29 protein-coding genes are annotated in these 26,513 nt (G+C 64.9%); 11 read left to right on the top strand and 18 right to left on the bottom strand.

Annotated features, from left to right (window positions below; translation table 11 throughout):
- Positions 1-14: 14 nt before the first annotated feature.
- Positions 15-542, bottom strand: coding sequence for an adenine phosphoribosyltransferase (locus tag QNA11_RS15930; protein ID WP_202071226.1), 528 nt, complete (start codon positions 540-542; stop codon positions 15-17).
- Between the two features lie 109 nt (positions 543-651).
- On the opposite strand from QNA11_RS15930, the gene QNA11_RS15935 reads away from it, so the two are divergent.
- Entirely contained in the window at positions 652-963 is a 312-nt protein-coding gene (locus QNA11_RS15935; protein WP_202071227.1) for a hypothetical protein, read from the top strand.
- On the opposite strand, the gene QNA11_RS15940 is transcribed toward QNA11_RS15935, so the two are convergent.
- Positions 957-1,841: an S-methyl-5'-thioadenosine phosphorylase gene (locus QNA11_RS15940; RefSeq protein WP_283483778.1), complete on the bottom strand. Its 885-nt coding sequence runs from the start codon at positions 1,839-1,841 to the stop codon at positions 957-959. The two genes, QNA11_RS15935 and QNA11_RS15940, sit on opposite strands and share 7 nt — an antisense overlap.
- A 513-nt stretch (positions 1,842-2,354) precedes the next feature.
- On the opposite strand from QNA11_RS15940, the gene QNA11_RS15945 reads away from it, so the two are divergent.
- From QNA11_RS15945 to QNA11_RS15965, 5 genes are all read left to right on the top strand, one after another.
- On the top strand, positions 2,355-2,918 hold the full coding sequence (locus QNA11_RS15945; RefSeq protein ID WP_202071229.1) for a F0F1 ATP synthase subunit delta: 564 nt from the start codon (positions 2,355-2,357) through the stop codon (positions 2,916-2,918).
- Complete coding sequence (gene atpA, locus QNA11_RS15950; protein WP_283483779.1) at positions 2,918-4,447, top strand: F0F1 ATP synthase subunit alpha; 1,530 nt, start codon at positions 2,918-2,920, stop codon at positions 4,445-4,447. The genes QNA11_RS15945 and atpA overlap by 1 nt, the downstream gene beginning before the upstream one ends.
- Positions 4,448-4,513: 66 nt before the next feature.
- Complete coding sequence (locus QNA11_RS15955) at positions 4,514-5,395, top strand: F0F1 ATP synthase subunit gamma (protein WP_202071230.1); 882 nt, start codon at positions 4,514-4,516, stop codon at positions 5,393-5,395.
- 26 nt (positions 5,396-5,421) lie between these two features.
- Entirely contained in the window at positions 5,422-6,858 is a 1,437-nt protein-coding gene (gene atpD / locus QNA11_RS15960) for a F0F1 ATP synthase subunit beta (protein WP_283483780.1), read from the top strand.
- A gap of 116 nt (positions 6,859-6,974) precedes the next feature.
- Positions 6,975-7,376, top strand: coding sequence for a F0F1 ATP synthase subunit epsilon (locus QNA11_RS15965; protein ID WP_202071232.1), 402 nt, complete (start codon positions 6,975-6,977; stop codon positions 7,374-7,376).
- Here QNA11_RS15965 and QNA11_RS15970 read toward each other — a convergent pair.
- From QNA11_RS15970 to recA, 3 genes are all read right to left on the bottom strand, one after another.
- Positions 7,366-8,625 carry a cyclic nucleotide-gated ion channel gene (locus QNA11_RS15970; RefSeq protein ID WP_283483781.1) on the bottom strand — a complete coding sequence of 420 codons (1,260 nt, stop codon included), beginning with the start codon at positions 8,623-8,625 and terminating at the stop codon, positions 7,366-7,368. The two genes, QNA11_RS15965 and QNA11_RS15970, sit on opposite strands and share 11 nt — an antisense overlap.
- A complete protein-coding gene (gene alaS, locus QNA11_RS15975; RefSeq protein WP_283483782.1) occupies positions 8,622-11,291 on the bottom strand; it encodes an alanine--tRNA ligase in 2,670 nt (889 codons plus the stop codon). Before alaS ends, QNA11_RS15970 begins: the two co-directional genes overlap by 4 nt.
- 216 nt (positions 11,292-11,507) lie before the next feature.
- Positions 11,508-12,575 (bottom strand): recombinase RecA, encoded by a 1,068-nt coding sequence (gene recA, locus QNA11_RS15980; protein ID WP_283483783.1) that lies wholly within the window; start codon positions 12,573-12,575, stop codon positions 11,508-11,510.
- Between the two features lie 141 nt (positions 12,576-12,716).
- Between recA and QNA11_RS15985 the strand changes: the two genes are divergently transcribed.
- Positions 12,717-13,232, top strand: coding sequence for a hypothetical protein (locus QNA11_RS15985; RefSeq protein WP_283484231.1), 516 nt, complete (start codon positions 12,717-12,719; stop codon positions 13,230-13,232).
- 19 nt (positions 13,233-13,251) lie between these two features.
- Positions 13,252-13,653: a DUF6460 domain-containing protein gene (locus tag QNA11_RS15990; protein WP_202071239.1), complete on the top strand. Its 402-nt coding sequence runs from the start codon at positions 13,252-13,254 to the stop codon at positions 13,651-13,653.
- A gap of 237 nt (positions 13,654-13,890) precedes the next feature.
- Here the strand turns inward: QNA11_RS15990 and QNA11_RS15995 are convergent, their stop codons facing one another.
- The 11 genes from QNA11_RS15995 to QNA11_RS16045 all read right to left on the bottom strand — a co-directional run bounded on the left by QNA11_RS15995 (position 13,891) and on the right by QNA11_RS16045 (position 21,981).
- On the bottom strand, positions 13,891-14,118 hold the full coding sequence (locus QNA11_RS15995; protein ID WP_283483784.1) for a hypothetical protein: 228 nt from the start codon (positions 14,116-14,118) through the stop codon (positions 13,891-13,893).
- 47 nt (positions 14,119-14,165) lie between these two features.
- Positions 14,166-15,044, bottom strand: coding sequence for an extensin-like domain-containing protein (locus QNA11_RS16000; RefSeq protein ID WP_283483785.1), 879 nt, complete (start codon positions 15,042-15,044; stop codon positions 14,166-14,168).
- 134 nt (positions 15,045-15,178) lie between these two features.
- Positions 15,179-15,643, bottom strand: a complete 465-nt coding sequence (locus QNA11_RS16005; RefSeq protein ID WP_283483786.1) for a DUF2852 domain-containing protein — start codon at positions 15,641-15,643, stop codon at positions 15,179-15,181.
- Positions 15,644-15,787: 144 nt separating this feature from the next.
- The gene (locus tag QNA11_RS16010; RefSeq protein ID WP_283483787.1) at positions 15,788-16,081 is read right to left on the bottom strand and encodes a hypothetical protein; all 294 of its coding nucleotides are present in this window, start codon (positions 16,079-16,081) and stop codon (positions 15,788-15,790) included.
- Between the two features lie 202 nt (positions 16,082-16,283).
- On the bottom strand, positions 16,284-17,588 hold the full coding sequence (locus QNA11_RS16015; protein ID WP_283483788.1) for a glycosyltransferase family 2 protein: 1,305 nt from the start codon (positions 17,586-17,588) through the stop codon (positions 16,284-16,286).
- A 4-nt stretch (positions 17,589-17,592) separates the two neighbouring features.
- On the bottom strand, positions 17,593-18,744 hold the full coding sequence (locus QNA11_RS16020; protein WP_283483789.1) for a glycosyltransferase: 1,152 nt from the start codon (positions 18,742-18,744) through the stop codon (positions 17,593-17,595).
- Positions 18,741-19,535 (bottom strand): SDR family NAD(P)-dependent oxidoreductase, encoded by a 795-nt coding sequence (locus QNA11_RS16025; protein WP_283483790.1) that lies wholly within the window; start codon positions 19,533-19,535, stop codon positions 18,741-18,743. Before QNA11_RS16025 ends, QNA11_RS16020 begins: the two co-directional genes overlap by 4 nt.
- Positions 19,536-19,674: 139 nt before the next feature.
- Positions 19,675-20,088, bottom strand: a complete 414-nt coding sequence (locus tag QNA11_RS16030; protein WP_283483791.1) for a MaoC family dehydratase — start codon at positions 20,086-20,088, stop codon at positions 19,675-19,677.
- On the bottom strand, positions 20,085-20,480 hold the full coding sequence (locus tag QNA11_RS16035) for a hypothetical protein (RefSeq protein ID WP_283483792.1): 396 nt from the start codon (positions 20,478-20,480) through the stop codon (positions 20,085-20,087). Before QNA11_RS16035 ends, QNA11_RS16030 begins: the two co-directional genes overlap by 4 nt.
- Positions 20,470-21,705 carry a beta-ketoacyl-[acyl-carrier-protein] synthase family protein gene (locus tag QNA11_RS16040; RefSeq protein ID WP_283483793.1) on the bottom strand — a complete coding sequence of 412 codons (1,236 nt, stop codon included), beginning with the start codon at positions 21,703-21,705 and terminating at the stop codon, positions 20,470-20,472. The genes QNA11_RS16035 and QNA11_RS16040 overlap by 11 nt, the downstream gene beginning before the upstream one ends.
- Entirely contained in the window at positions 21,706-21,981 is a 276-nt protein-coding gene (locus tag QNA11_RS16045) for an acyl carrier protein (protein ID WP_165052326.1), read from the bottom strand.
- Positions 21,982-22,238: 257 nt separating this feature from the next.
- On the opposite strand from QNA11_RS16045, the gene QNA11_RS16050 reads away from it, so the two are divergent.
- The 3 genes from QNA11_RS16050 to QNA11_RS16060 all read left to right on the top strand — a co-directional run bounded on the left by QNA11_RS16050 (position 22,239) and on the right by QNA11_RS16060 (position 25,098).
- Positions 22,239-24,104, top strand: coding sequence for a methylmalonyl-CoA mutase family protein (locus tag QNA11_RS16050; RefSeq protein ID WP_283483794.1), 1,866 nt, complete (start codon positions 22,239-22,241; stop codon positions 24,102-24,104).
- On the top strand, positions 24,101-24,505 hold the full coding sequence (locus QNA11_RS16055) for a hypothetical protein (protein ID WP_283483795.1): 405 nt from the start codon (positions 24,101-24,103) through the stop codon (positions 24,503-24,505). The genes QNA11_RS16050 and QNA11_RS16055 overlap by 4 nt, the downstream gene beginning before the upstream one ends.
- Positions 24,506-24,672: 167 nt before the next feature.
- Positions 24,673-25,098 (top strand): Hsp20 family protein, encoded by a 426-nt coding sequence (locus QNA11_RS16060; protein WP_165052333.1) that lies wholly within the window; start codon positions 24,673-24,675, stop codon positions 25,096-25,098.
- A gap of 246 nt (positions 25,099-25,344) precedes the next feature.
- On the opposite strand, the gene QNA11_RS16065 is transcribed toward QNA11_RS16060, so the two are convergent.
- Both QNA11_RS16065 and QNA11_RS16070 read right to left on the bottom strand, forming a co-directional pair.
- The gene (locus tag QNA11_RS16065) at positions 25,345-26,175 is read right to left on the bottom strand and encodes an FTR1 family iron permease (protein WP_283483796.1); all 831 of its coding nucleotides are present in this window, start codon (positions 26,173-26,175) and stop codon (positions 25,345-25,347) included.
- A complete protein-coding gene (locus QNA11_RS16070) occupies positions 26,175-26,498 on the bottom strand; it encodes a cupredoxin domain-containing protein (RefSeq protein ID WP_283483797.1) in 324 nt (107 codons plus the stop codon). Before QNA11_RS16070 ends, QNA11_RS16065 begins: the two co-directional genes overlap by 1 nt.
- Positions 26,499-26,513 lie beyond the last annotated feature (15 nt).

The following is a 26,513-nucleotide window of genomic DNA, read 5'->3' on the forward strand; positions in this document are numbered from 1 at the left end:
CCGGCAGACCCGCGTCAGTGCCCGTCGAAGGCGACCAGCGTGCGAACCGGGACGCCCAGCGCTTCGATCTTGCTTGCGCCGCCGAGATCGGGGAGGTCGATGACGAAACACGCCGCCACGATTTCCGCGCCCATCTTCTGCAGAAGCCGGACCGCGCCTTCCGCCGTGCCGCCGGTCGCAATCAGATCGTCGACCAGAATGACACGCTCGCCTTGCGCCACGGCGTCCACATGCATTTCGATTTCGTCGGTCCCATATTCCAGCGTGTAGGACATGGAGACGGTTTCATGCGGCAGCTTGCCCTTCTTGCGGATCGGCACGAAGCCGGCCGAGAGCTGATGCGCGACCGCGCCGCCGAGGATAAAGCCCCGCGCTTCAATTCCCGCGACCTTGTCGATCTTCGTCCCGGCCCAGGGCTGGACGAGTTCGTCGACCGCCTTGCGAAAGGCCCTGGCGTCGCCGAGCAGCGTGGTGATGTCGCGGAAGAGAATGCCTTTCTTGGGGAAGTCTGGAATGGTGCGGATGGCGGCGCGAAGCGACATGGGCTGTCCTGGCGTTTTAGAAAACATTCAACCATAGGCTGATTTGGCGCTGGCGCGCGCAGCCAAGCTCTTTACACTCAACCTGCGTTCCCTCCAAGGATTTCGCTCCATGCACGCCCTCACCCGCCTTGCCTTCGCGCTTGCCTTTAGCCTCCCCGGCGTGGTCCAGGCCCAAAACTACCATGTTGTTCCTCCCCCGGTTCAAGGCGGGGCGATGGGCGGCTACGGGCCGGCCCAGCCTATGCCGCCAGGAACCGGTTACGGCGGTTACGGCCCCGGCGGCGGCCATGGCCGCGGCTACGGCTGCTACGGCTGCGCCTATGTCGGCGACTACGACCCCAACGGCGGCAATGTGACGCTGCCCGTCGCGCCGCCCAAGCGCATCCAGGGGCAGTGGCGTAACGGCCAGTGGTATTACTGAGCGGCCGCGCCGTTCAGCCGCGACATCACCGCATCGAGCTTCTTCAGCAATTCGGGGTCGCGCGCCTCGGGCGCCGTGAGAATGGCGCTGTCGAGCGCGCGATCCGAGCCCACGGGGCAGGCCTCGTGCTCGCGCGGAAAATCCCTCAGCACGCGCGCCACGAGCCGCGCGGCCTTGGCCGAGTTCTCACGCACGATGGCGATCACCGAGGCGACGTCCACATGGTCGTGCTCGGGATGCCAGCAGTCGAAATCCGTCACCATGGCGATGGTGGCGTAGGAAATCTCGGCCTCGCGCGCGAGCTTGGCCTCGGGCATGGCCGTCATGCCGATGAGATCGAAGCCCGACGCCTTATAGGCGAGCGATTCGGCGTAGCTCGAAAATTGGGGGCCTTCCATGCAGACGTAGGTGCCGCCGACGGCGATCTCGATCGCTTCGTCGCGCGCCGCCTTCGCGATGCGGGCGGATAATTTCGGGGCGATGGGGTGCGCCATCGACACATGCGCCACGCAGCCGTCGCCGAAGAAGGACGACTGACGGGCAAAGGTCCGATCGACGAACTGGTCGACCAGCACGAACAGCCCCGGGAAAAACTGCGATTTGAACGATCCGCAGGCCGAGACCGAAATAATGTCGGTCACGCCGACGCGCTTCATTGCGTCGATATTGGCGCGATAGTTGATCGTCGACGGCGAGAGCCTATGCCCGCGTCCATGGCGCGGCAAAAAGACCGCCTGCGTGCCGCCGACCTCGCCGAAGACGAGCTCGTCCGAGGGCTCGCCCCAGGGGGTGGCGACGCGCTCGCGCCTGACGTCCTGCTCTCCCGGAAGATCATAAACCCCGGATCCGCCGATAATTCCAACAACCGCGCGCGCCATGCGCATCCCCCATTTTCCCAGATCGCGTCGGCCCGTAGATGGGACGCGCACGTGAACTTATCGTCCGGCGAGGCGCGAGGCAAAGCGCGACAGAGCCTGAATGGTGCGGCGCGTCACTGTCCTGCGGAGCCGATGCTCGCCCGGTTTCGACGAAATGCGGAAGGTCAAAATTGAGGCAGATATTTTCCCCAGGCCATGCCGGCGCCTCCGCAGGCGCGCCGCATAAATTCGCCGCGAACCGCCGAGTTTTCCCCGCGCCGCGAGGCCCCAGCGTTGCAGTCTCGATGGCTTTCCGCGTGCCTAGTGCGAAGGCGCGAACGAAATCTGGGCGCCGGACAGGGTTGCGCCGCAAAATTCACTGTGTTAGGGACCCATCGCCTTGGGACTGGGGCGTTGCCGCTCTTAGTTCCTTGCCCCTGCAGCATCCGTCGCTACGAAGCCGACCGCCAAAGGCGCGAACGCATTTTCGCGTGGGCGTCGTTTCGAGCGATGCGAATTTGACGAGCGATCCAAGTGGCTCAAGACGGAGTTTCGCTTTCCGGCGTCGCAGGACGTTACGCCTCCGCCCTTTACGAACTGGCGTCGGAAAAGAGCGCCACGGACGAGGTCGCTACGGCGCTCGCCGCGTTTCAGGGCCTCATCAATGAAAGTCCCGACCTCCAGCGTCTGGTGAGAAGCCCCGTCTTCTCCGCGCAGGAGCAGGTCAAGGCGCTCGACGCCATCCTCAAGAAAGCGGGCATTTCCGGCGTCGCCGGCAATTTCATCCGCCTGGTGGCCTCCAAGCGCCGCCTCTTCGTTCTCCCGGACATGATCGCCGCCTATCAGAGCCTTCACGACAAGGCCCGCGGTCTGGTCCGCGCCGACGTGACTGTCGCCGCCCCGCTCAAGCCTGACCATGAAACGGCGCTGCGCCAGGCGCTCGCCGGCGTCACCGGCGGCAAGTCGGTCAGCCTCAACGTCAAGACCGATCCGTCGATCATCGGCGGCATCGTCGTCAAACTCGGTTCGCGCATGGTCGACGCTTCCGTTCGCACCAAGCTCAATTCAATCCGCACACGCATGAAAGAGGTCGGCTGATGGATATCCGCGCCGCAGAAATTTCCGCGATCCTGAAGAACGAGATCGCCAACTTCGGCAATGAGGCCGAGGTCACCGAGGTCGGCCAGGTTCTGTCGGTCGGCGACGGCATCGCCCGCGTCTACGGCCTCGACAATGTCCAGGCCGGCGAGACGGTCGAATTCGAGAACGGCGTGCGCGGCATGGCCCTCAACCTCGAAAGCGACAACGTCGGCATCGTTATTTTCGGTTCCGACCGCGACATTAAGGAAGGCCAGACGGTCAAGCGCACCGGCGCGATCGTCGACGTTCCCGTCGGCAAGGAGCTGCTCGGCCGCGTCGTGGACGCTCTCGGCAATCCGATCGACGGCAAGGGCCCGATCAACGCCACGCGTCGCGCCCGCGTCGATGTGAAGGCCCCCGGCATTATTCCGCGTAAGTCGGTGCATGAGCCGATGGCGACCGGCCTCAAGGCCGTCGACGCCCTGATCCCGATCGGCCGCGGCCAGCGCGAGCTGATCATCGGCGATCGCCAGACCGGCAAGACCGCGATCGCGCTCGACACGATCCTGAACCAGAAGTCGCTCAACGACGGCGACGACGAGAAGGCGAAGCTCTACTGCGTCTACGTCGCCATCGGCCAGAAGCGCTCGACCGTCGCGCAATTCGTGAAGGTGCTCGAAGAGCGCGGCGCGCTGGAATATTCCATCGTCGTCGCGGCCACCGCTTCGGACCCGGCCCCGATGCAGTTCCTGGCGCCCTTCGCCGGCTGCGCCATGGGCGAATTCTTCCGCGACAACGGCATGCATGCGGTCATCATCTATGACGACCTTTCCAAGCAGGCCGTCGCCTACCGCCAGATGTCGCTGCTGCTCCGCCGTCCGCCGGGCCGCGAAGCCTATCCGGGCGACGTCTTCTATCTGCACTCCCGTCTCCTCGAGCGCGCCGCCAAGCTCAACGACGATCGCGGCGCCGGTTCGCTGACCGCTCTGCCGGTCATCGAGACGCAGGCCAACGACGTGTCGGCCTATATTCCGACCAACGTGATCTCGATCACCGACGGCCAGATCTTCCTCGAGACGGACCTCTTCTACCAGGGCATCCGCCCGGCGGTGAACGTCGGCCTCTCCGTGTCGCGCGTCGGCTCGTCCGCGCAGACCAAGGCGACGAAGAAGGTCGCCGGCAAGATCAAGGGCGAGCTCGCGCAGTATCGCGAAATGGCCGCCTTCGCGCAGTTCGGCTCCGACCTCGACGCGGTGACGCAGCGTCTGCTGAACCGCGGCGCGCGCCTCACCGAGCTCCTGAAGCAGCCGCAGTTCTCGCCGCTGAAGATGGAAGAGCAGACCTGCGTGATCTACGCCGGCGTCAACGGCTATCTCGATCCGCTGCCGGTCAATCGCGTGCGCGCCTTCGAAGACGGCCTGCTCGCCGTGCTCCGCTCGCAGCACGGCGACCTTCTCGACGCCATCCGGTCGTCGAAGGATCTCTCGGACGACTCCGCGGCGAAGCTCAAGAGCGTCGTGGAGACTTTCGCGAAGTCCTTCGCCTGAGCCGACAATGACGGATCGCGCGCTCGGTAGCGGGCGCGCGGCGACCTCGAGACAAGAAGCACGCCAATGCCCTCGTTGAAGGATCTTCGAAACCGGATTTCTTCCGTCAAGGCGACGCAGAAGATCACCAAGGCCATGCAGATGGTCGCGGCGGCCAAGCTGCGTCGCGCGCAGACGGCGGCCGAGGCCGCGCGTCCCTACGCCGAGCGCATGGAATCCGTCCTCGCCAATCTCGCCGCCGGCGTCTCCACCGGCGGTCCGCAGCTTCTCGCTGGCAATGGCAGGGATGACGTGCATCTCCTCGTCGTCGCCACCGCCGAGCGCGGCCTGTGCGGCGCGTTCAATTCCTCGATCGTGCGCCTCGCCCGCGAGCATATCCTGCGCCTGCAGGGGCAGGGCAAGACGGTCAAAATTCTCTGCGTCGGCAAGAAGGGCTACGACCAGCTTCGCCGCCAGTTCGAGAAAGAGATCGTGGAGCTGATCGAGCTGCGCGGCCTGAAGAACATCGGCTTCGACAATGCGGACGAGATCGGCAAGAAGATCATCGCCATGTTCGAGGCCGGCGAATTCGACGTCGCCACGCTGTTCTTCTCGAAGTTCAAGTCGGTGATCGCGCAGATCCCGACGGCGCAGCAGCTCATTCCGGCGCAGATCGCCGCGAATGAGAATGCCCCGGCCGTCGACGGCCCGCAGCCGTCCTATGAATATGAGCCCGGCCAGGACGAGATTCTCTCCGAGCTCCTGCCGCGCAACATCTCGGTGCAGGTGTTCCGCGCTCTCCTCGAAAACGCCGCCTCGGAGCAGGGCGCGCGCATGAGCGCGATGGACAACGCCACGCGCAACGCCGGCGACATGATCAAAAAGCAGACGACCCTCTACAACCGGTCGCGCCAGGCGATGATCACCAAGGAACTCATCGAAATCATCTCGGGCGCCGAAGCGCTCTGATCCGCTAAAATAGACGAGGACGTAAAATGGCCGCCAACAAGCCCACGGGCCGCATCACCCAAGTCATCGGCGCCGTCGTCGACGTTAAGTTCGACGGCCACCTGCCCGAGATTCTCAACGCGCTCGAGACCACGAACCAGGGCCAGCGCCTCGTTCTCGAAGTCGCGCAGCACCTCGGCGAGAACTCCGTGCGCACCATCGCCATGGACACCTCCGAGGGCCTGACCCGCGGCCAGGAAGTCACGGACACCGGCGCGCCGATCACGGTTCCGGTCGGTGAAGAGCTGCTCGGCCGCATCATCAACGTCATCGGCGAGCCGGTCGACGAAGCCGGCCCGGTGAAGTCCAGCGGCACGCGCGCCATCCACCAGCCGGCCCCGTCCTATTCGGAGCAGGCCACGGAAGCGCAGATTCTCGAGACGGGCATCAAGGTCGTCGACCTTCTCGCGCCTTACGCGAAGGGCGGCAAGATCGGCCTGTTCGGCGGCGCGGGCGTCGGCAAGACCGTGCTCATCATGGAGCTCATCAACAACGTCGCCAAGGCGCACGGCGGTTATTCGGTGTTCGCCGGCGTCGGCGAGCGCACCCGCGAAGGCAACGACCTCTATCATGAAATGATCGAGGGCAACGTCAACAAGAAGCCCGTCAACGGCTCGACCGCCGGCTCCAAATGCGCCCTGGTCTATGGCCAGATGAACGAGCCGCCGGGCGCCCGCGCCCGCGTCGCGCTGACCGGCCTCACCGTCGCCGAAGATTTCCGCGACAAGGGCCAGGACGTGCTGTTCTTCGTCGACAACATCTTCCGCTTCACCCAGGCGGGCTCGGAAGTGTCCGCGCTTCTCGGCCGCATCCCTTCGGCGGTGGGCTATCAGCCGACGCTGGCGACCGACATGGGCGCCCTGCAGGAGCGCATCACCACCACCACCAAGGGCTCGATCACCTCGGTGCAGGCCATTTACGTGCCGGCCGACGACTTGACCGACCCGGCGCCGGCCACCTCCTTCGCCCACTTGGACGCGACCACCGTTCTGTCGCGCTCGATCGCTGAGAAGGGCATCTACCCGGCCGTCGATCCGCTCGACTCGACCTCGCGCATGCTTTCCCCGGCGATCGTCGGCGAGGAGCACTATGAGGTCGCCCGTAAGGTGCAGTCGACCCTTCAGCGCTACAAGTCGCTGCAGGACATCATCGCGATCCTGGGCATGGACGAGCTTTCGGAAGAAGATAAGCTGGTCGTCGCCCGCGCCCGCAAGATCGAGCGCTTCCTGTCGCAGCCCTTCCACGTCGCCGAAGTCTTCACCGGCTCGCCGGGCAAGCTCGTCGCCCTCGCCGACACGATCAAGGGCTTCAAGGGCCTCGTCGAAGGCGAATATGACCACCTCCCGGAGGCCGCCTTCTACATGGTCGGCTCCATCGAAGAGGCGGTCGAAAAGGCCGCCAAGCTGGCCAAGGAAGCTGCGTAAGCTTTCAGCAATCCGGGAGGGGCGGCCTGCGGCCGTCCCACGCCCGATCCCAACAATTGATGGCCGGGCAAAGACCGGCCATTCGCTTATGACGATCAGCGTCGCCGGAGACTGACATGGCCGCTTTCCACTTCGAACTCGTTTCCCCCGAGAAGCTCCTGTTTTCGGGCGACGTCGAAAGCGTGGTTGCGCCGGGCGCCGAGGGCCAGTTCACGGTCCTCAAGGATCACGCGCCGGTGATGACGACGCTCAAGGCCGGCGTCGTGACGGTCGCGGGCGGCGACGGCAAGCTCGAGAAGCTTTTTGTCCGCGGCGGCTTCGCCGATGTGAACGCTTCCGGCTTCACGATCCTCGCCGAACTCGCGCTTCCGCTTTCGGAGATCGACGCGGGCAAGCTCGACGGCGACATCAAAAACGCCAAGGAAGACCTCTCCGACGCCAAAACCGACGCCGCGCGCCTGGCTGCAAGCGATAAACTCGCGCAGCTCGAAGAAATGCGCGCCGCCCTTACGGCGTAAGGTCACGTTCCGCGGTTTCGTCCAGCGGAACGGGATGTTCCTCCAATTCGGCTTCGATAATGTCGCCGTGCGGCTCTTCAGGCGCAAGCTCTGAGCGCTTCGCGGCGACTTCTCTTATGCATTCCCCGATCACGGGGTTGCGCGCAATGAGCGTCTGCAGGTCGTAGGCCTGTAAAATCAACAGCTTTGTCGGCGCCAGGGCGCGCACATTGGCGGTTCGCGGCGTCTGATGCAGAATCGCCATCTCGCCGAAAAATTGTCCGACGCCGAGCCGAACCACTTGTGTGGGAAGCTGGACTTCGACCTCTCCCTCCGCGATGAAATACATCGACTGGGCAATATCGCCGCGTCGGACAATCAAGGCGCCGGCAGGAATTGACTGCGCGTTGAGATAACGCATGATCTCCGCGATGGCGCTCGCGTCGAGCTCGCGGAACAGCGGCACGCTCGCCACCATGCTCCAGGTGACGACGAATTCGCGCCTGTGAATTTCCTCCGCGAAAGCGGATGCGACGATGCCGACGGGAAGACCCAGCATGACATAGCCCGTCACCATCGTGATCGAGGCGATGATGCGCCCGGCGAGAGTGATCGGAACGACGTCGCCATAGCCGACAGTTGTGATGGTCACGATGGCCCACCACATGGCGGCGGGAATCGAGCCGAATGCTTTCGGCTGGGCGTCGTGCTCGACGAGATGGATCGCAGCGGCCGAAAAAAGAACGGCTCCGAAGAGCAGGATGCCGGTCGCCAGCAACGCCTTCCGTTCAGCCTCCATCACCGCGATAAGGGTGCGAATGCCAGCGGAATAGCGCGCCAATTTAAAAAAGCGCAGAAGGCGCAACAGCAGCAGGACTCGCAGGTCCGCCGAAAAGAGATAGGACAGGTAAAAAGGCAGAACCGTCAAAAGATCGATGATCGCAAACCAAGAAGCGATGAACGCAAGGCGCGCGCGCGTCGCGGTGCAGTCCGAATAAGGCGTATGCTCCGGAGCCGACCATAGCCGCAACAGATATTCGGCTGTGAAGACGCCCACGGCAAGCCGCTCGATCGACAGGAACAGATCGCGAAAGCGGCGATCATATTCCGGCACAGATTCGAGAACGACCGAGAGGACGGATAAAGCCACGAGTGTGATGAGCGCGCGATGCACAAAGCGGGTCGCGCGATCATTGACGCCGCCATCGAGAATATGATGCACGCGCCGGCGCAACCGGTGATACCAGCCGCGCGGAATCTGCTGCGTCATTCCGCTGCCTTCGTGCGGAGCGCCTCCTCGACGCAGGCGAGCGCCTGATCGATCGCCCCCGCATTTGGGCCGCCAGCTTGTGCGAGGTCCGACCTGCCGCCGCCGCCTTTGCCACCCAGCGCTGCGGCCGCGGCCCGAACGAATTCTACAGCGCTGTATTTCTGCGCCAGATCGTCGGTGATGCCAACGACGATGCCGGCTTTCCCGTCAGCAGAGGCGCTGGCGAAGGCGACGACGCCCGATCCGATGGACTTCTTGGCGTCGTCGACGAGGGATTTCAGGTCCTTGGCGTCGATCCCCTCGACGGCGCGGGTCAGCAGTTTGATCCCGCCGACGTCGCGGGCCTCCGGGGCCGCGGCCGGTCCCCCGCCGCCGCCCAGGGCGAGCTTGCGCTTGGCGTCGGCAAGCTCGCGTTCGAGGCGCTTGCGGTCTTCCAGGAGCTGGGCGAGGCGGTTCGGCGTTTCGTCGATGGGCGCGCGAATCAAGGACGCGATATCGTGGAGCGCACGCGCCTGGGCGACGAGATGGGTCCGCGCGCCCTCGGCCGTGCGCGCCTCGATGCGCCGCACGCCGGAGGCGACGGCGCTCTCGGCGATGATCGAAATCAGACCGATGTCGCCGGTGCGCGAGACATGCGTGCCGCCGCAAAGCTCCACCGAGAAAGCGTGAGGCGCGCCGGGGTCGGGCCGACCCATGCTGACGACGCGCACCTCATCGCCATATTTCTCGCCGAACAGCGCCCGGGCGCCAGATTCAATGGCCTCGTCCTGCGCCATGACGCGGGTGTCGACGGGGGCGTTGTCCTGGACGATTTCATTGGCGAGGACTTCGACCCGGGAAAGCTCTTCCTCCGTGAGGGGCTTTGGATGGGTGAAATCGAAGCGCAGACGTTCGGGCGCGACCAGCGATCCCTTCTGGGCGACGTGGTCGCCGAGAACCTGGCGAAGCGCCTCGTGGAGAATATGGGTGGCGGAATGATTGGCGCGCGTCGCTTTGCGGCGTTCGTGATCGACGTCGAGCTCCAGCGCGAGCCCGGGGACGATTTCGCCCTCTTCGACGACGCCATCATGGACAATGAGGTCGCCGAGCTTTTTCGCAGTGTTCTCGACGCGAAAGCGTACGCCCTTGCCCTGAATGACGCCAATGTCGCCGACTTGGCCGCCCGATTCGCCGTAGAAGGGCGTTTGGTTGAGGATCACCGACCCGCGCTGGCCCTTTTGGAGAACGAAGGCTTCCGCTCCGTCATGGACGAGCGCTGTAACGACGCCTTCGCTCTTTTCCGCGTCATAGCCGAAGAATTCCGTGGCTCCGACGCGCTCCTTCAGGGCGAACCAAAGGGTTTCGGTCGCGGTTTCGCCGGAACCGGCCCAGGCCTTGCGGGCTTCCGCGCGCTGGCGCTCCATGGCGGCGTCGAAGCTTTCCTTGTCCACGGCGATGTCGCGTGGGCGCAGAGCGTCCTCGGTGAGGTCGAGCGGGAAGCCATAGGTGTCGTAGAGCTTGAACGCTGTCTCGCCAGAGAATTTCGCGCCTTTTGTGAGACCGGCCGTCTCCTCGTCGAGAATGGCGAGGCCGCGCGCAAGCGTCGCGCGGAAGCGCGTTTCCTCAGTTTTGAGCGTATCGACGATAAGCGCCTGGGCGCGCAGGAGCTCGGGATAGGCCTGGCCCATTTCCGCCACGAGCGCCGGCACAAGGTGCCACATCAGCGGCTCCTGCGCTCCGAGGAGCTGGGCGTGGCGCATCGCGCGGCGCATGATTCGCCGCAGCACATAGCCGCGCCCTTCATTCGAAGGCGTCACGCCATCGGCGACAAGGAAGGAGGCGGCGCGCAGATGATCCGCGATGACGCGATGGCTTGCCGCCTGCGGGCCATTTACAGGCACGTTGGTGAAATCCGCGACGGCGCCCGTGAGCGTGCGGAAAAGGTCTGTCTCATAGTTGGAAGTGACGCCCTGGAGCAGGGCGGCGATGCGCTCGAGCCCCATGCCGGTGTCGATCGACGGACGGGGAAGGGGCGCGCGTTGGCCCGGCGCAACCTGGTCATATTGCATGAAGACCAGATTCCAGAATTCCAGAAAGCGGTCGCCGTCTTCATCTAGGCTGCCGGGGGGGCCGCCGGCCAGCGCCTCGCCCTGATCGTAGAAGATTTCGGAGCAGGGCCCGCAGGGGCCGGTGTCTCCCATGCTCCAGAAATTGTCGGAGCTGGAGATGCGGATGATGCGGCTGTCGTGGAAGCCGGCAATCTTCTTCCAGAGGCCATAGGCCTCGTCGTCGTCATGGTAGACGGTGACGAGGAGGCGGTCGATGGGAAGCTGGAACTCGCGGCTGATCAGCCCCCAGGCGAGTTCGATCGCGCCTTCCTTGAAATAATCGCCGAAGGAGAAATTCCCCAGCATCTCGAAGAAGGTGTGATGCCGGGCAGTATAGCCGACATTGTCGAGGTCATTGTGCTTGCCGCCGGCGCGCACGCATTTCTGCGCGGATGTCGCGCGCGCCTGATGGCGCTTCTCGACGCCGGTGAAGACGTTTTTGAACTGCACCATCCCCGCATTGGTGAACATCAGCGTGGGGTCATTGTGCGGAACGAGCGGAGAGGACGCGACCTTCTCATGGCCATTGCGGACGAAGTAATCGAGGAAGGTGGAGCGTATCTGGTTGACGCTGCTCATTATGCGTCTCTCTCGGGCGCGACCGGGATGCCCCGATCATATGGTGATTGGTAAGCCGGACGAAAGCGCGTCCGGCGGGTCCGTGCCGCCTCGGCTTTACGAGGCGTGTGTCTGTCGCCGGGCGATATGCCAGTCCGCAAGCTTTTCGGCAATGAAAAAGGCCCGCAGGGCGGGCCTTTGAAAACCGGGAGATACGAGCGGGGAGGGGCAGTCCGCCTATTCCTTGTCGTCGCCGTCGGCGGCATCCAGAATTTTCTCGGCAATAAGGCCCGAGTTCTCGCGGATCGCTTGCTCGATGCGCTGTGCGGCTTCCGGGTTCTGGCGCAAAAAGCTTTTGGCGTTTTCGCGGCCCTGGCCGAGGCGTTGGCTGTCGTAGGAGAACCAGGCGCCTGATTTGTCGACAACGCCGGCCTTCACGCCAAGATCGATGAGCTCGCCGAGCTTCGAGACGCCTTCGCCATACATGATGTCGAATTCCACCTGTTTGAAAGGCGGGGCGACCTTGTTCTTGACCACCTTGACACGGGTCTGATTGCCGATGGTTTCGTCGCGCTCCTTGATGGCGCCGATGCGGCGGATGTCGAGACGAACCGAGGCGTAGAATTTCAGCGCATTGCCGCCCGTCGTCGTTTCCGGCGAGCCATACATCACGCCGATCTTCATGCGAATCTGGTTGATGAAGATGACGAGCGTGTTGGAGCGGGCAATGGAGGCGGTTAGCTTGCGCAGCGCCTGGCTCATCAGGCGGGCCTGGAGACCGGGCTGGACCTCGCCCATTTCGCCTTCGATCTCGGCGCGCGGCGTCAAGGCGGCGACCGAGTCGATGACGAGCACGTCGACCGCGCCGGAACGCACCAGCGTGTCGGTGATCTCCAGCGCCTGCTCGCCAGTGTCTGGCTGAGAAATCAGCAGCTCGTCGAGATTGACCCCGAGCTTGCGGGCGTAGACCGGGTCGAGCGCATGTTCGGCGTCGACGAAAGCGCAGACGCCGCCAATCTTCTGCGCCTCGGCGATGACGTGCAGGGTCAGCGTGGTTTTGCCCGAGGATTCCGGCCCGTAAATCTCGACGATGCGACCGCGCGGCAGGCCGCCGACGCCAAGCGCGATGTCGAGGCCGAGCGAGCCGGTGGAAATGGTCTCGATCTCGACGGCTTTTTGATTCTTGCCGAGCCGCATGATCGAGCCCTTGCCGAAGGCGCGCTCGATCTGCGACAGGGCGGCGTCCAACGCCTTGGTCTTGTCCACGGACGATCCTTCCACGAGGCGGAGATTAGCTTGGCTCACGGCTGAAATCCCTTCTGGCATGATTTCAATGGCGGGGGCAACAACAACTCTGGCGCAATTGTGCATGATTTGTTCTCAAAACCAAGTTCTTTTTTTGTTCGCGTGAATATAAAAGCCGAGAAGGCGACTGCTACCGTGACCATGGGAGCCTCGCCGCCATCGGGCGCAGGTCGCGATATTGACGCGGGCCTTGCCGCTTCCCATCTGCGGGCCATGCGCCCTCGCATCCCCGCCGTCATGCCCTCCGTTGTCGTTCGCTCGGCGCTTCTGGTTTTGGCGCTTGCGCCCTTTGCTGCGCGCGCCGATGACGCTCCCCCGTCAATTATCGCGCCGGAAACCGAACGCTTCACGCTCCAGCCCGCCGATGGCGGGTTTTTGCGGATGAACAAGGACACGGGCGCGGTTTCCTTCTGCTCGGTGAAGGAAGGCGTCTCCGTCTGCCGGCTCGGCGCTGACGAGCGCACGGCTTTTGAAGCCGAGATCGAGCGTCTTCGCGCCGAAAACACGCGGCTGAAGGCTGCGGGCGTCGCGCCGCGCAGGCCCTCGACGCTGCCCGATGAACAGGAGTTCGAAAAGGCGCTTTCCTTTACCGAGCGGTTTCTGAGACGCATAATGCGGCTCTTCAAGGAGGAAGCGCCGACGGGAGGCGCGCTATGAGCGCAGGAGCCATGCGCCGATGACCGATGAGAGCCCCTTCTCCAATTGGCCCCATCTCGATAAGAAACCGCCGCGCCCCGAGCGCGAATATTTGATCCTCCCCGGCGCTGCCGAAGCGGAACGCACTACGGAACCCTTGCACATGGCGTCGAATAACGGGCTCGAAAATTTCCTCGGCGGCTCGCCCCTCAATGTGGTCGTGCGGCTTTTCTTCATCTCGCTTGTCGTCGGCGCTTTGCTGATGTGGCTGGAATTGCGGCCGATCGACATTCTGCATGGCGTGCAGGCCTTTATCGACCGCATCTCGTCGTTGGGCCTGGGAGCGGTGAAGGAGCTTTTTAGCTATGTGCTGGCGGGCGCCGTGTTTGTCGTGCCGGCGTGGCTCGTGCTGCGGCTGATGAACATGGGCGGGCGGCGGTAGGCCGCTGGCCTCAAAAGCCTTGCTCGTCCGCGAAGCCTTGTACGAAATCCGCTTGATTGGTTCGCTGTCATTCCCGACGCTCGCGTCGTTTGGACACAGAGGAAATCACCGCCGTCATTGCGAGGAGGCGGAGCCGACGAAGCAATCCAGGGCTGCATCGCTGCTCTGGATTGCTTCGCTTCGCTCGCAATGACGGGCGCTGAATAACCCATGCGAGCTATTCAAGCGGAAACGGTATCACGGACCGTGCTTTGCCCAGACGGACCGGACCTGAGCTTCGGTGGCGAATTCTCCTCGCGTCGCGGCCGCTTTCGAACGGGCGATCGCCGCCTTTTCCTCCGGCGACAACAAAACCGGGGAGCCGCCCTCGCCGGTCAGCTCGATTATCATACGCGCGATCTTGTCCTGATCCTGTGGCGGCAGGCTGCGCAGGACCCCAATCGCTTCGTCGAGGAGCTTTGTCATCGGGGCAGAGCATTTAGCGCGGCGATCGCGCGGTGAAGCCGGTCGGCCTATCGCCGTCTTATTGTCGAGGTCAGATCGTCCGGATCGTAGCGCCGCGGCGGCAGCGGCGCATCCGGCGCGTTGATCGGACCGAGGCTGTCGCCGCCGTCGAAGGCAGCGGCGGGCGGGCGGCCGGTCGTGTCATTATCCGTCTCCTCGCCGGCCATGGGCCTGGCGTTTCGCATGGCGACGAGCGGCGACTGGTCGGGCGGCGGCAGAGTCTCCTCCGGCGCGGGCTTGCAGATCGTGCGGGAGCGCCCGTGCTGCGCCAGATCGACGTGAATATGGTTGTAGTGGAAGGCGTTCGAGCCCGGCGACAGCACGGTCGAGAAATGCGCGCAGGAGCCGCGATGCACGTCCATCAGGAAGGCGCGCGTCTGCTCTTCGCCGCGCCACCAATCGCTCACCAGCGTGATCTTGCGGCCGTCTTCCAGCATGAAGCCGCCAATATCGAGCGCATTGCCGAAGGAATGTTCGGAAAGCTGCGCGCCGCTCTGATTATTCATGCCGCGGCAGGCGTAGGAGCCCATGGAATCGATGCGCACGACGCGTTGGCCGAAGCGCGCCTGCGCGGCGGGCTGCACCGTGTCGGCGACCCAGGATTCGAGCTCCGCCACCATGGGGCAGTCGAGCGTCGCCGTGGAATTGAAGGCGACGGCGCCGCCCTGCAGCGCGGTCACTTTGAACGGCCTGGTCAGCCCGCAGATGCCGGGGCCTTCGAGCTCATTGGCCAGAGCGATGAATTCTGTCGGCTGCACGCGGCGCTGAGCGATGCAGGCGTTTTCGGCGTGCGTGCGCCAAGCCGGCCGCTGCGGTCTGAACGGCCCGGAGCAACCGCCAAGCGTTGCGGCGAGCAGAAGCAGGAGGAGTGTGGCGCGGCGGAGCATACCGCCTAGGGTTACGAAGTCTTCGTTAACTGGGCGTCGAAAAGTTTAGTTAACAGCGCGATATTCCAGGCGTGTGGCGCGGCTGCCCCAAACGGCTGCGGCCGGCGTTTCCGCCGGCCGCAATTTTTGGCTTCTTACTGCGCGCCTCCCTTGCGGGCGCGCATAAAGCTTTCGAATTCGTCGCGGTCGCGGGCGCGGCGCAGCTCGGAGATATGTTCCGAAAATTCGCGCTCGGCCTCGGCGAGCTTGCGGCGCTCCTCTTCGAGCCGGGCGAGTTCGCCCTCGCGCCATTCGTCGAAGGCGACATTGCCTGTCGAGCGCATGAAGGAGGGGCCAGCCCAGCCGCGCGAGGCCTCCTTGGAGACGTCGCCGAAGGCGCTGCGCACTTTCGCGCCCTGCTCGGCCGCGAAGGAGAAGAGATCGCCCTCATAGCCGAAGCTCTTGCCCCATAGCTTCATGAACAGCAGGGCAAGTCCGATCGGCCAGAAGATCATAAAGCCGATGACGATGGCCGCGACTTCGAACGGCCTCCAATGCGCGCATCCTCCCTGACGCCCCCAGGCGGAGGAGTGCATGCGGGACTCACGATCGCAGCTCATGTTTGGCTCCAGTTGATGATCGGCTCCGGTCTCCCGGCGGCCGATGTTAATGTTATACACATTAACATCGAGACCCGCAAGAGCGGAAGCCAGGCCGGCTTCCTTGCCGCGCCTCGCCGGATATCGGGACGCCGCAGCCCTCTTTCAAGCGCTGTCGGGCTCGCAGCTCAAAATCCAGGTGCGGCTGCAGAAGGCGACGTAGATGCGTTCCTGCCCGAGCGCATGTCCAAGCTCGGTCGCCAGCTCGTTGAGCATGGCCTCGATCTCGTCTTCGGGCAGGTGGCCGAGATAGGCGTGCACCGCTTCGCCGTTGAAGATCGCGACGGGCTCACGGTCGGAGCCGGCCGTGCCGTCGTCTTTCGGCCAGGCGTAGGTCACTTCTGCGCGGGTGAACATGCCCGAGAGCGCGGGCCTGCCCGCCTCGACGCGCCGCCGCATCCAACTGCGCGCCGTGCGAACGGCTTCCGAAATGTCATAGACCCGGCCCTCCGGGTCCCAGCCTTCTCGCAAACCGACCGTAATGCGGAAATCGCGCCGGGGTCCAAGAGAGCCCGGGACTATGCGATAAGGAGGCTTACTCTCGCTCATGGGTCGAAAATTAGGGCGCGTCGGCGTGAGATGGCCATCCGCGCGAGCGTGCTTATTCCAACTCAGCTTCCGCCGGGGTCGCTTCGACCGCTGCGGTCTCCTGCTTGGGCGTGCGCTTGAAGGTCGATTTGCGGCCGCGCAGCGTCTGCAGGATCTTCGCGCCATTGGCGAAGGCGAGATAGATGAACAGCGGCGGAAGCGAGCCGACCGTCTTGGCGAAATCCACGACCGTGCCGCGCTTCAAGGCGAGATAGGGGGGCAGGGTGATGCCGAGCGCCACCATCGCCGTCATGATCAGGATCAGCTCCAGCAGCCCGGAATAGGGCGCGAGCGAGCCATGCAGCAGCGCGCCGAGCGCGAAGGCGATCAGGCCAATCGCCGCGGCCGGGAAGAAGACCTGATGGGCGACCAGCGAGATCGCGAGCACGCGCTTCGCAAGCGGCCAGGGCGCTTCCCAGATCGGCAGGATCGTCTTCTGCGCGACTTGCACGAAGCCGTTGGACCAGCGCCGCTGCTGGCGGCGAAAATCGCGGATGCCGTCCGGCACCTGGCCGGGGATCGGCGGCTCGGAGACGAAGAGCCCATGCCAGCCGCGCAGCTCCGCGCGAACCGTGAGGTCCAGGTCCTCGCAAAGCGAATAATCCGACCAGCCGCCGGCGTCCTCGACCGTGGCGCGGCGCCAGATGCCGCCGGTGCCGTTGAACTGGAAGAGCCAGCCGGCCAAGGCGCGCGAGCGCTGCTCGACCATGTAATGGCCGTCCTGCACGAGCCCCTGGGCGCGGGTCAGCCAATTGGTTTCGAAGTTCTGGAACTCGCAGCGCGACTGCACGAAGCCGGCGCGATCGTCCGTCAGGAACAGCGGCACCGTGCGCTTGAGCCAATTTGCCGGCGGCCGGAAATCGGCGTCGAGCATGGCGATGAAGGGCTCGTTCGTCAGCGTGAGGCCGTGGGCGCAGGCGCCGGCCTTGAAGCCCGAGCGATCCGTGCGGCGCACATGGTCGATGATTGCGCCCTGAGCCTGCAACTCCTGCGCCACGCGTTCGGCGCGCTCGGTCGTTTCATCGGTCGAATCGTCGAGAAGTTGAATGCGAAGCTTGTCCTTCGGCCAATCCAGTTGAGCGACGCAGCGCAGCGATTGCTCGGTGACCAGCGGCTCGTTGAAGACCGGGATTTGCAACAGCACATGCGGCAGATCGGCGTCGGGCGTCGCGGGCGCTTCCGGATCGCGCGCGCCGCGCAGCCAGTCGTAGAGGAAACGTCCGATGACGACGAGATAGCCGAGCCCGATGGCGACCAGGATCGCGGCGCAGAGATAGGCGACGGCGTCGACGAGGAAGGTGACGAGTCCGATAAGCAAAGGGTTATCCTTCTTCAGGCGCGGGCCGCGCCGCCGCACGCGCGTGGACCTTGCCGTTGGCCCAGACCACCTGATTGGTCATCCAGGCGTTCACCCAGACTGCGAGCATGACCGCCTCGCGGACAATGAAAACCGCAGGCGCCGTCCAGGATAATTGCCATCCTTTCGCCAAGGAAAGCAATGTTTCCAGCGTGAACCAGAGGGCCGCGGTAACGGCGACGCCCCAGAGCGGCGCCACGCCGAGAAGCGGGGCCGCAAGCCATCCTGCTACAAGTGACGGAAAAGCTTGGGTGTTCATCTCGAGCAGGAAGGAGATCAGCTCGTCGTTGCGGCGCGTGACGCTCCAACGCAATTGCCGTTGATAAACATCGTAAAAGCAACGCGCGCCGAGTTCCTGTCGCACCGGGCGGTGAGAAAAAACAGGAGGTTGGCCGATTCGCCGCATGGCCTTGGCCAGCGCATTGTCTTCGCCCACCGTATGCGAGATGGCGTCGAAGCCGCCGGCCCGGAGGAAGTCCGAGCGGCGGAAGAGCATGATCTTTCCTATTCCGTGTCCTTGCCCCAGGCATGAAGCGAGGAAGAGGATACGTGCATGCGGGCCGTTGATGATCGCCGCTTCGACATGGGCGGGAAAGTTTTCGAGCCGCGCGCAATAGGGAATGGCGCAGACCAGCCCGACGTCGTCTCCAAGCTGGCGGACATGTTCGGCGAGGGCGTCCGGCTCCAGAAGGACATTGGCGTCCTTCATGAAGATCACGTCGTTTTCCGCCTGCATGAAGGGCGCGTAGAGATTGTCGACCTTGGGGCTCGCCGCAAAACGCGCCGTCGAGGCGAGCAGGCGCGTGGGCCTCTCAGTGTGGCGGCCGAATATCTCGCGGATTTTTCGCACGGCCGGCGAGTCGGTCTCGACCGCTGAGGCGGTGACGTCGAACTGCGGATATTTCTGCGCGAAGGCGGATTCCTGCGTGCGCTCGAAGCCGTCTTCCAGAAGCTTCAATGGCAGGACGATCGAGACCGGCGGCTGGTCGCGCCGGCGCGCGCGGCGGCCCACAATGTATGGCTGCAGGATCGTTGCGGCGACCGAGGTGACCAGGATTGTAGTGGCGCCCACCCAATAGACGGCGGCGATCCAGCTCAGAGAAACGCCAAGATTCACATGCCCTCGCCGCGCTCTGGGGATTCGGGCACGATGACGTGGAAACGCCGCATCACGCCGTCGACGAGCGAGGGCGGCAGAAAGGAGAAGAAGCGCAAGGCGTAATACATGTATGGCGGGAAGGCGATCACGGGCCGGCGCCGCTCCAGGCCGCGCTTGATGATCTCTGCCGCGCGCGCGTCGGAGATGGCGCTGGGCTGCCAGGATTTGGTGCGGGCCGACATGGGCGTCTTCACGAAGCCTGGCACGATAAGGCTCACCTTGACGCCATGGGGCGCGAGCTGGCCGCGCAGGCAATCGGCCCACATATGGACGCTGGCCTTTGCGGCGCAGTAAGCGGGCGAATAGGGCAGGCTCCGCACGCCGGCCATGGAGCCGACGATCGCGATCTGGCCCTTCTTGCGGCTGGCCATGGACGGAATGGCGGGCTCCACCGTGTTGAAGACGCCCGCGACATTGATCGCCAAAGTGGCGCGCACGGCTTCCGGCGCCTCGAGAATTTGTCCGGGGGAGAGACCCGTCGCGATCCCGGCGTTGGCGACCAGAATGTCAATTGGCCGCGCGGCATGGGCGGCTTCGACAATGCGCGCCATGGCTTCGCGGTCGCGCACGTCCGCGACGCGCGTTTCGACCTCCGAGGCGCCCGCCGCACGGCAAGCTTCCGCCGTCGCTTGCAAGCGCGCTTCGTCGCGGCCGAGCAGATAGAGGCTCGCGCCGTCCTTGGCATAGGCGATGGCGAGCGCCCGGCCGATGCCGGAGGACGCGCCTGTGATGAGGAGGCGCTGAGTCACAAGCTCGCTCCCATCTCACGCTCACCTGAGACGCCCACGCGCGTCATTGCGAGGAGGCGAAGCCGACGAAGCAATCCAGAGCAGCAGGCGCGGCTCTGGATTGCTTCACTCCGCTCGCAATGACGAGAATGTGAGCACGTCATCTGGGCGAGGTCCTGTCGACAGGGCGCAGCGTCGCCTCGCCGATGATTCCCGGCGCGCGCGCGGCGCCATGGGCGAAGAGGCGGACGAAAATCTCACTTTCTGACGCGCGCAGCACGCGGCCAGAGAGCTTCACCACTTCACCGCGCAGGACTGGCTGGATGAATTTTGCCGAAAGGCCGACGAGCATGAGGTCGTCGCGCCAATTGGCGAGCATGGGCTCGAAGGCCGCAAGCAGCTTCATGCCATGCACGGGCGGCGCGGCGAGGCCGATCTTGGCGGCGATGGCGTCGTCGAGATGAAGAGGATTGTCATCCCCCGAAATTTGCGCATAGCGCGACAGCGCCCCGGCGTCGAAAGGGCCGATGACCACTTCCGGCAGTTTGTCGCCGACGTTGATCGTCTGGCTCATGACGCCGCTCCCAATCCCGCGCGCGGCACAAGGCGAAGCATGGTCTCGCTCTTTCCGACCTTTGCTCCGTCCAGCGCAAAGATTGTCGCGTCGATGATCAGGCGCGACGGCGTCGCTTCGCGCCGCAGCGACACGCTCACATCATAGTGCGCGCCTGGAGCGAGGGGGCTCTCATAGGCGAAGCTCTGCGACTCGTGAACCGGCACCACGTCGAGCGCCGCGCACATCTCGCGCACCGGCGCGAACAGCATGGGCTCCATCAGCCAGACAGCCGGAAAGGACAGCGGCACGCTTTTGCCGTCGCCGCCGGTCTCACGCGCATAGGCCTCGGCGCGCTCGGGATCGACGCACAGGCGGAACGGCCCGAGGATCGCCGGCGCATCAGGCTGCATGGCGCACGATCAGCACGGCGTTGATCCCGCCGAAGGCGAAAGAATTGGACATGGCGGCGTCGATCTTGTGTGCGCGCGCGACATTTGGCACGGCGTCGATCGGGCAGCGCGGGTCGAATTCGAGGAAGTTGATCGTCGGCGGGGCGATCTGCTCGCGCAGCGCTTGGATGGTGATCGCCAGCTCGAGCCCGCCGCTCGCGCCGAGCGCATGGCCATGAATGGGCTTGGTGGACGATACCGGAACTTCGCGCCCATAATCGCCGAAGACGCGCAGGATCGCCTCCGACTCGGTGATGTCATTGGCGTGCGTCGCCGTGCCATGGGCGTTGACGTAATGAATGTCGCGCGGGGTGAGCCCCGCGTCTTCCAGCGCCTGGGCGATGCAGTTGGCGGCGCCGTCGAGATCGGGGCGCACAGGGTCCTTGGCGTCGCTCGTCGTGCCATAGCCTGCGAGCTCGCACAGCGGCTCGTGTCCGCGCGCGCGCGCCGACTCGGCCGTCTCCAGAACAAAGACCGCCGCTCCTTCGCCGAGCGACATGCCGTTGCGGCCCATGGAGAAGGGGCGGCAGAAATTCGGGGTCATCACCCGCAGGCCTTCCCAGGCGCGGATGGTGGCGTTGATGACGCAGGCTTCGGCGCCGCCGACAATGGCCTTGTCGACCATGCCGGAGCGGATCATCTGCAGGCCGAGACCGACGGACTGGCTCGCCGAAGAGCAGGCGCTGCCGACCGCAAAGGTCGGTCCCAGCGCCGAGAAGCGGGCGCTGAGCGTCGTCGGCATGGCGCTCGGGATGAGCTTTGGCACGCTCAATGTCTCGGGCCGCGTGTGCTCGACGTAATATTTGTAGATGCCGTCCTCGATCGTGGTCATGCCGCCGATGCCGGAGCCCATGATCACGGCGGTGCGCGGTCCGGCGATATCCTTGCGGCCGAAGCCGGCCTGCGCCATCGCTTCATCGGCCGCGACGACCGCGAATTGCGTGAAGGGGTCGCAGAAGGGGAGGACATTCGCCTCGATATAGGCGGCCGGGTCGAAATCCGGCACTTGCCCGGCGATCTTGATGCGCCCGTCATAGGGACGCTCGGTCTTGAGCTCGCGAATCTGGGCGACGCCGTCGCGCGCGGCCTCCCAGAGCTTGCGCGCGCCGACGCCCGAGGCGCAAACCGCGCCCATGCCGGAGACGACGACGCGGCGTCCTGCGTCTCCCCTTCGCGAAGCCGCCATTTACTGGGTCTCGCGCTCTTTCTGGATGTGCTCGGCGATCGCGCCGATGAGGGCCTCGACCGTCTTGGCTTCCTGCAGCGAGCCGTCCATGGGGATATAGACGTTGAACTTTTCTTCGAGCGCCGTGAGGATCATCACGATGTCGACCGATTTGAGGTCGAGGCTCTCGATGGTCGCGTCGGGCGTCACCTTGGTGCGGTCGACCATGCCCTCCGAAGCGATCACCTCGATGATTTCTTCCTTCAGCTTGGCAATGTCCTGAGGAGTGTCAGCCACGAAATCCCTCCGTTAAGGGGCTGTCGATCCGCGAGCATGCGGCCCTGGCGCGACGCATCGCCGCGCCCGCTGCGGCGAGAGCGGATCAAGGCCGCGCGCCGGTCGTTCGCCGCCTGATATTCAAGCAGCGCGACCCTTGGTTAAGGGTTTTGGACGCGAAAATAAAGCCCGGCCCAACCTGGCCGCGCAGGGGCCGCTTCCCCAAGACCGCGCTTCATGGCAAAAGGCCCCACAAAACATGAGGGGTCATCACCAAAATGAGCGCCAATGAGACAGCTATCGCCGGGGTTTTTCCACAGCCGAACGAGGAGCAGTGGCGCAAACTCGTCGATAAGGCGCTGAAAGGCGGCTCCTTCGATTCCCTTATTTCCAAGACTTACGACGGCGTCGCCATCGCGCCGCTCTATGCCCGCGCGACGGCGGAAAGCCCGCGCGCGTTGCGCAAGACACCCGGCCGATGGTCGATTTTGGCGCGCGTCGATCTCGCCGACTCTGACGCGGCGAATAAATTCGCCCTCGAAGATCTCGAAGGCGGCGCCGACGGCCTGCATATCGTCTTTGCGGGGTCGCAGGGCGCTTATGGCGCGGGTCTGACGAGCGACAGCGACGAGACGATCGCGCATCTGCTCGCCAATATTCGCCTCGACTATGGCGTCCCGGTCCTTATCGAGGCCTCGCCCCGCGCGCCGAACGCTGCAAACGCGGTCATGCGTTACGTCGACAGCCATCATATCGAGCCGTCGATCACCCGCATCTCCTTCGGCCTCGATCCCTTGGGGCTGCAGGCGCTGCACGGCTTTTCGCCGGCTCCGTGGCGCGACGGCGCCAAGACCTTCGCCGAGGCCGCCAAAGCCATTGCAAAGGCCGGCTTCGCCAATGGCGCCGTCGTCGCCGACGCCCGCGTGATCCATGCGGCGGGCGGTTCGGAGACGCAGGAGCTTGCTTTCGCCCTCTCGGCCGGCGTCGCCTATCTCCGCGCGCTTACCGACAATGGCCTCGACGTCGAGACGGCCCGTTCGCTGATCGCCCTGCGCTTCGCCGCCGACGCCGACGAATTCCTGGGCGTCGCGAAATTCCGCGCCGCGCGCCGTCTCTGGGCGCGGGTCGAGGAAGCTTGCGGTCTCGCGCCCAAGCCCGTCCTGATTTTCGCGGAGACCGCCTGGCGCATGATGTCGCGCCGCGACCCGTGGAACAATATTCTGCGCGGCACGCTCGCGACCTTCTCCGCCGCGATCGGCGGCGCCGATACGATCACCGTCCTGCCGTTCACCCAGGCTTTCGGCGCAGCGGACGGCTTCGCGCGGCGCCTCGCCCGCGACACGCAGCTCGTGCTGCAGGACGAATCCCATATCGACGTCGTCGACGATCCGACGAGCGGCGCCGGCGGCTTCGAGGCGCTGACGCAGGAGATCTGCGAACGCGCGTGGACGGCCTTCCAGGCGATCGAGGCCGAGGGCGGCCTCCCGGCTGCGCTGGAAAAGGGCAGCTTCCAGGGCCGCGTCGCCGCGACGGCCGGCGAGCGCGCCAAGAAAGTCGCGCGTTCGCGCGAGAAGGTCATCGGCGCCAATGAATTCCCGGATATTCACGAGAAGGCGCTCGACGTCGCCGCGCCTTACGACGCCTCACGACTCGGCGCCGATGCGCCCGCGGGGGCGCTGAAGAGCGCGCCGCTCGCCCCGCATCGCCTTGCCGAGCCCTTCGAGCGGCTGCGCGATAATTCTGACGCATTTGCTCAAAAAACAGGCGGCCGCCCGAAGGTCTTTCTGGCCAATCTCGGCTCGGTCGCGGCCTTCACTGCCCGCGCGAATTACGCCAAGAATTTCTTTGAAGCCGGCGGCATTGAAGCGGTTTTCGGCCCGGAGACGGAGTCGACGGCCGGCATGGTCGACGCCTTCCGCGCCTCTGGCGCAAAACTCGCTTGCCTGTGCTCGTCCGACAAGATTTACGCAGACGCCGCCGAGCCGGCCGCCACCGCCCTTAAGGCGGCGGGCGCCAAGCTCTATTCCGCCGGGCGTCCCGGCGAAATGGAGCAGAAGCTTCGCAACGCGGGCGTCACAGAGTTCATCTATGTCGGCTGCGACATGTATGACGTTCTGCAGCGGGCGCTCGAGGAGGCTAAATGAGGCTTTGGGTTATTGCGGTGGCGGCGTCGCTCGTTGCGAGCGGCGCGGCGGCGAAGTCCTATAAGCACCGCAAGGAGGGGGAGCAGAAAGTCGCGGCGGCGGCGAGCCCCCGCAATCCCAATGGTTCCTGGACCATCGAGGCGACGACGCGGGTCGGCGACTGCCCGGCGCTGATCCCGACGGGCCTCACAGTCGCAGACAACAAGATTGCGAGCGCTTCCGGCGCCAGCCTCTCGGCCTGGGGCTATGTCGACGAAGACGGCAACATCGTCGCGCGCTTCACCGGGCAGGGCGAGCATGTCGTCCGCTTTCATGGTTTGGTGAGGGGCGGCAAGGCCACGGGGGCCTGGTCGTCGTCGACTGATATGTGCGGCGGCGCCTGGCGGGGCGAGCAGCAGTAGTTCCTGATCGACGCGCCGTCTTGCAAAGGACCCCGCTCCAATGGCGGGGCGTGGGGCCCTTGCACTTTGCGCGCTCTTGATCGCGCCGCGCCGCTCGGCCATAAATTGGGCCGCGCGGGACGCCGTTCGGGTTCCGCACTATCGAGGCGCCAGAAGGGCTTCCGCATATGTCGCGTCCTCCGCTCAACTCGCCGTTTCTGCTCGGCTTCGACGAAATCGAGCGAGCGCTCGATCGTGTCGCCCGGAGCGGCACGGACGGCTATCCTCCCTATAATATCGAGCGCATTCCGCGCAGCGAAAACGAGCCTGAGCGGCTGCGCATCACCTTGGCCGTGGCGGGCTTCACCCGTGACCAGCTCGATGTGTCGCTTGAGGAAAACCAGCTCGTGATCCGCGGCCGTCAGGTCGACGACCGCGAACGCCACTTCCTGCATCGCGGCATCGCGGCCCGGCAATTCCAGCGCGCCTTTCTGCTTGCCGACGGCATGCAGGTGCTCGGCGCCGATCTGGTGAACGGGCTTCTGTCGGTGGATCTGGTGCGGCCCGAGCCGGCGCGGGTGATCAAGAAGATCGATATTACGGCGCGGGATTGAGGGGGGCTTTGCCGCGGGGCGCCTGCCTCGCAGGAGGTTCGTCCGCGACAGTCTTGAGCGGTGAGCCCATCCCTCCCCTTTACGGGGAGGGTGGCCCCGCGTAAGCGGGGTCGGGTGGGGTAAAGCCCCATCACAGCCGTTGCGGCGCGAGCCCCACCCGGCGGCCTTCGGCCGCCGACCTCCCCGTAAAGGGGAGGTATTGGGCCAACGACCAAGATCGTCGCCCCTTCACCAAGAAGCGCTCGATCACTCCGCCGGCGCAGGCGTGGGCGGCCGCGCACCCATCGTGGTCAGCTTCGTCGCCGCCATGATCGCCACGATCGTCAGCACATAGACGACCACCTGCATCTGCGAGGGCTGGTCGGCATAGCCGATGAGGGTATGCAGCACGCGGCCGAAGATGCTTTTGTCGGAGAGAATCCAGGAAGTGTCCCACACCGTATCGGTGAGCGCCGTGATGGTCCCCGACTGCTGCAGAAAGGCCACCGCCTGAGCGGCGAGACCGGCGGCGAGCAGCGTGATCATCGCCGTCGTCACGGCGAAGAGCTTTTTGGGCGGAATGGAGACGAGGCCGAAGAAGGTCGCAAAGCTGGTCAAGGCGCCGAGCGCCAGACCGCCGAGGCCGCCGATCAGCACGCTCGTCCCCGACTCGCCCGAAGCGAGCACGCCGTAGAGGAAGAGCGCCACCTCCGAGCCCTCGCGCAGCACGGCGAGGCCGACGACGGTCGCGAGCGCGAACAGCGTGCGGTCGCCCCGCGCCACCGCCTTGCCGACGGCGGAAAGCTCCTGCGCGAGCTCCTTGCCGTGTTTGGCCATCCAGATATTGTGCCAGGCAAGCATCGCCACCGCGAGGATCAGCACGCTGGCGTTGAACAATTCCTGCCCGCTGCCTTCAAAAGCGCGCGACAGTTGTTCGGCGAAGACGGCGACGATCAGCGCGCCCAACACGCCCGCCCCGGCCCCGCCCGCGATGAAGCGCCGCGAGCCCGCGACGCCTTGCGTCACCGCCGCGACGATGCCGATGATGAGGCCCGCCTCAATAGCCTCGCGAAAGACGATGATGAGCGCGCCGAGCATTATTCTGCAACCACCTCGCCCTTGGCGCTGTCTTCGTGGAATTCGCCGAAGAATTTGTAGCGGCCGGCTTTCAGCGCCCGGATCTGGAAGGTCGCCTCGCTATTGGCCGGAACGACCTTCTCGATGCGCAGCGGCTTCGACTCGAACTCTTCCGGCGTGCCGTCGAGATTCTTGACGACGAGGGTCGCTGGCTTGTCGGCAGGGATTTTCAGCTCGGCAGGATCGAACTTATGGTCCTTGATCGTGAGCGTATAGGTCTCGGCCGAAGCCGCGCCCGCAAAACCGGTGATCAAAATCAAAAACGCCGTCGCTATCCTGTTCATGTTTGTCGCTTCCTG

It is taken from the genome of Methylocystis sp. JR02, assembly GCF_030063565.1.
GTDB lineage: Bacteria > Pseudomonadota > Alphaproteobacteria > Rhizobiales > Beijerinckiaceae > Methylocystis > Methylocystis iwaonis.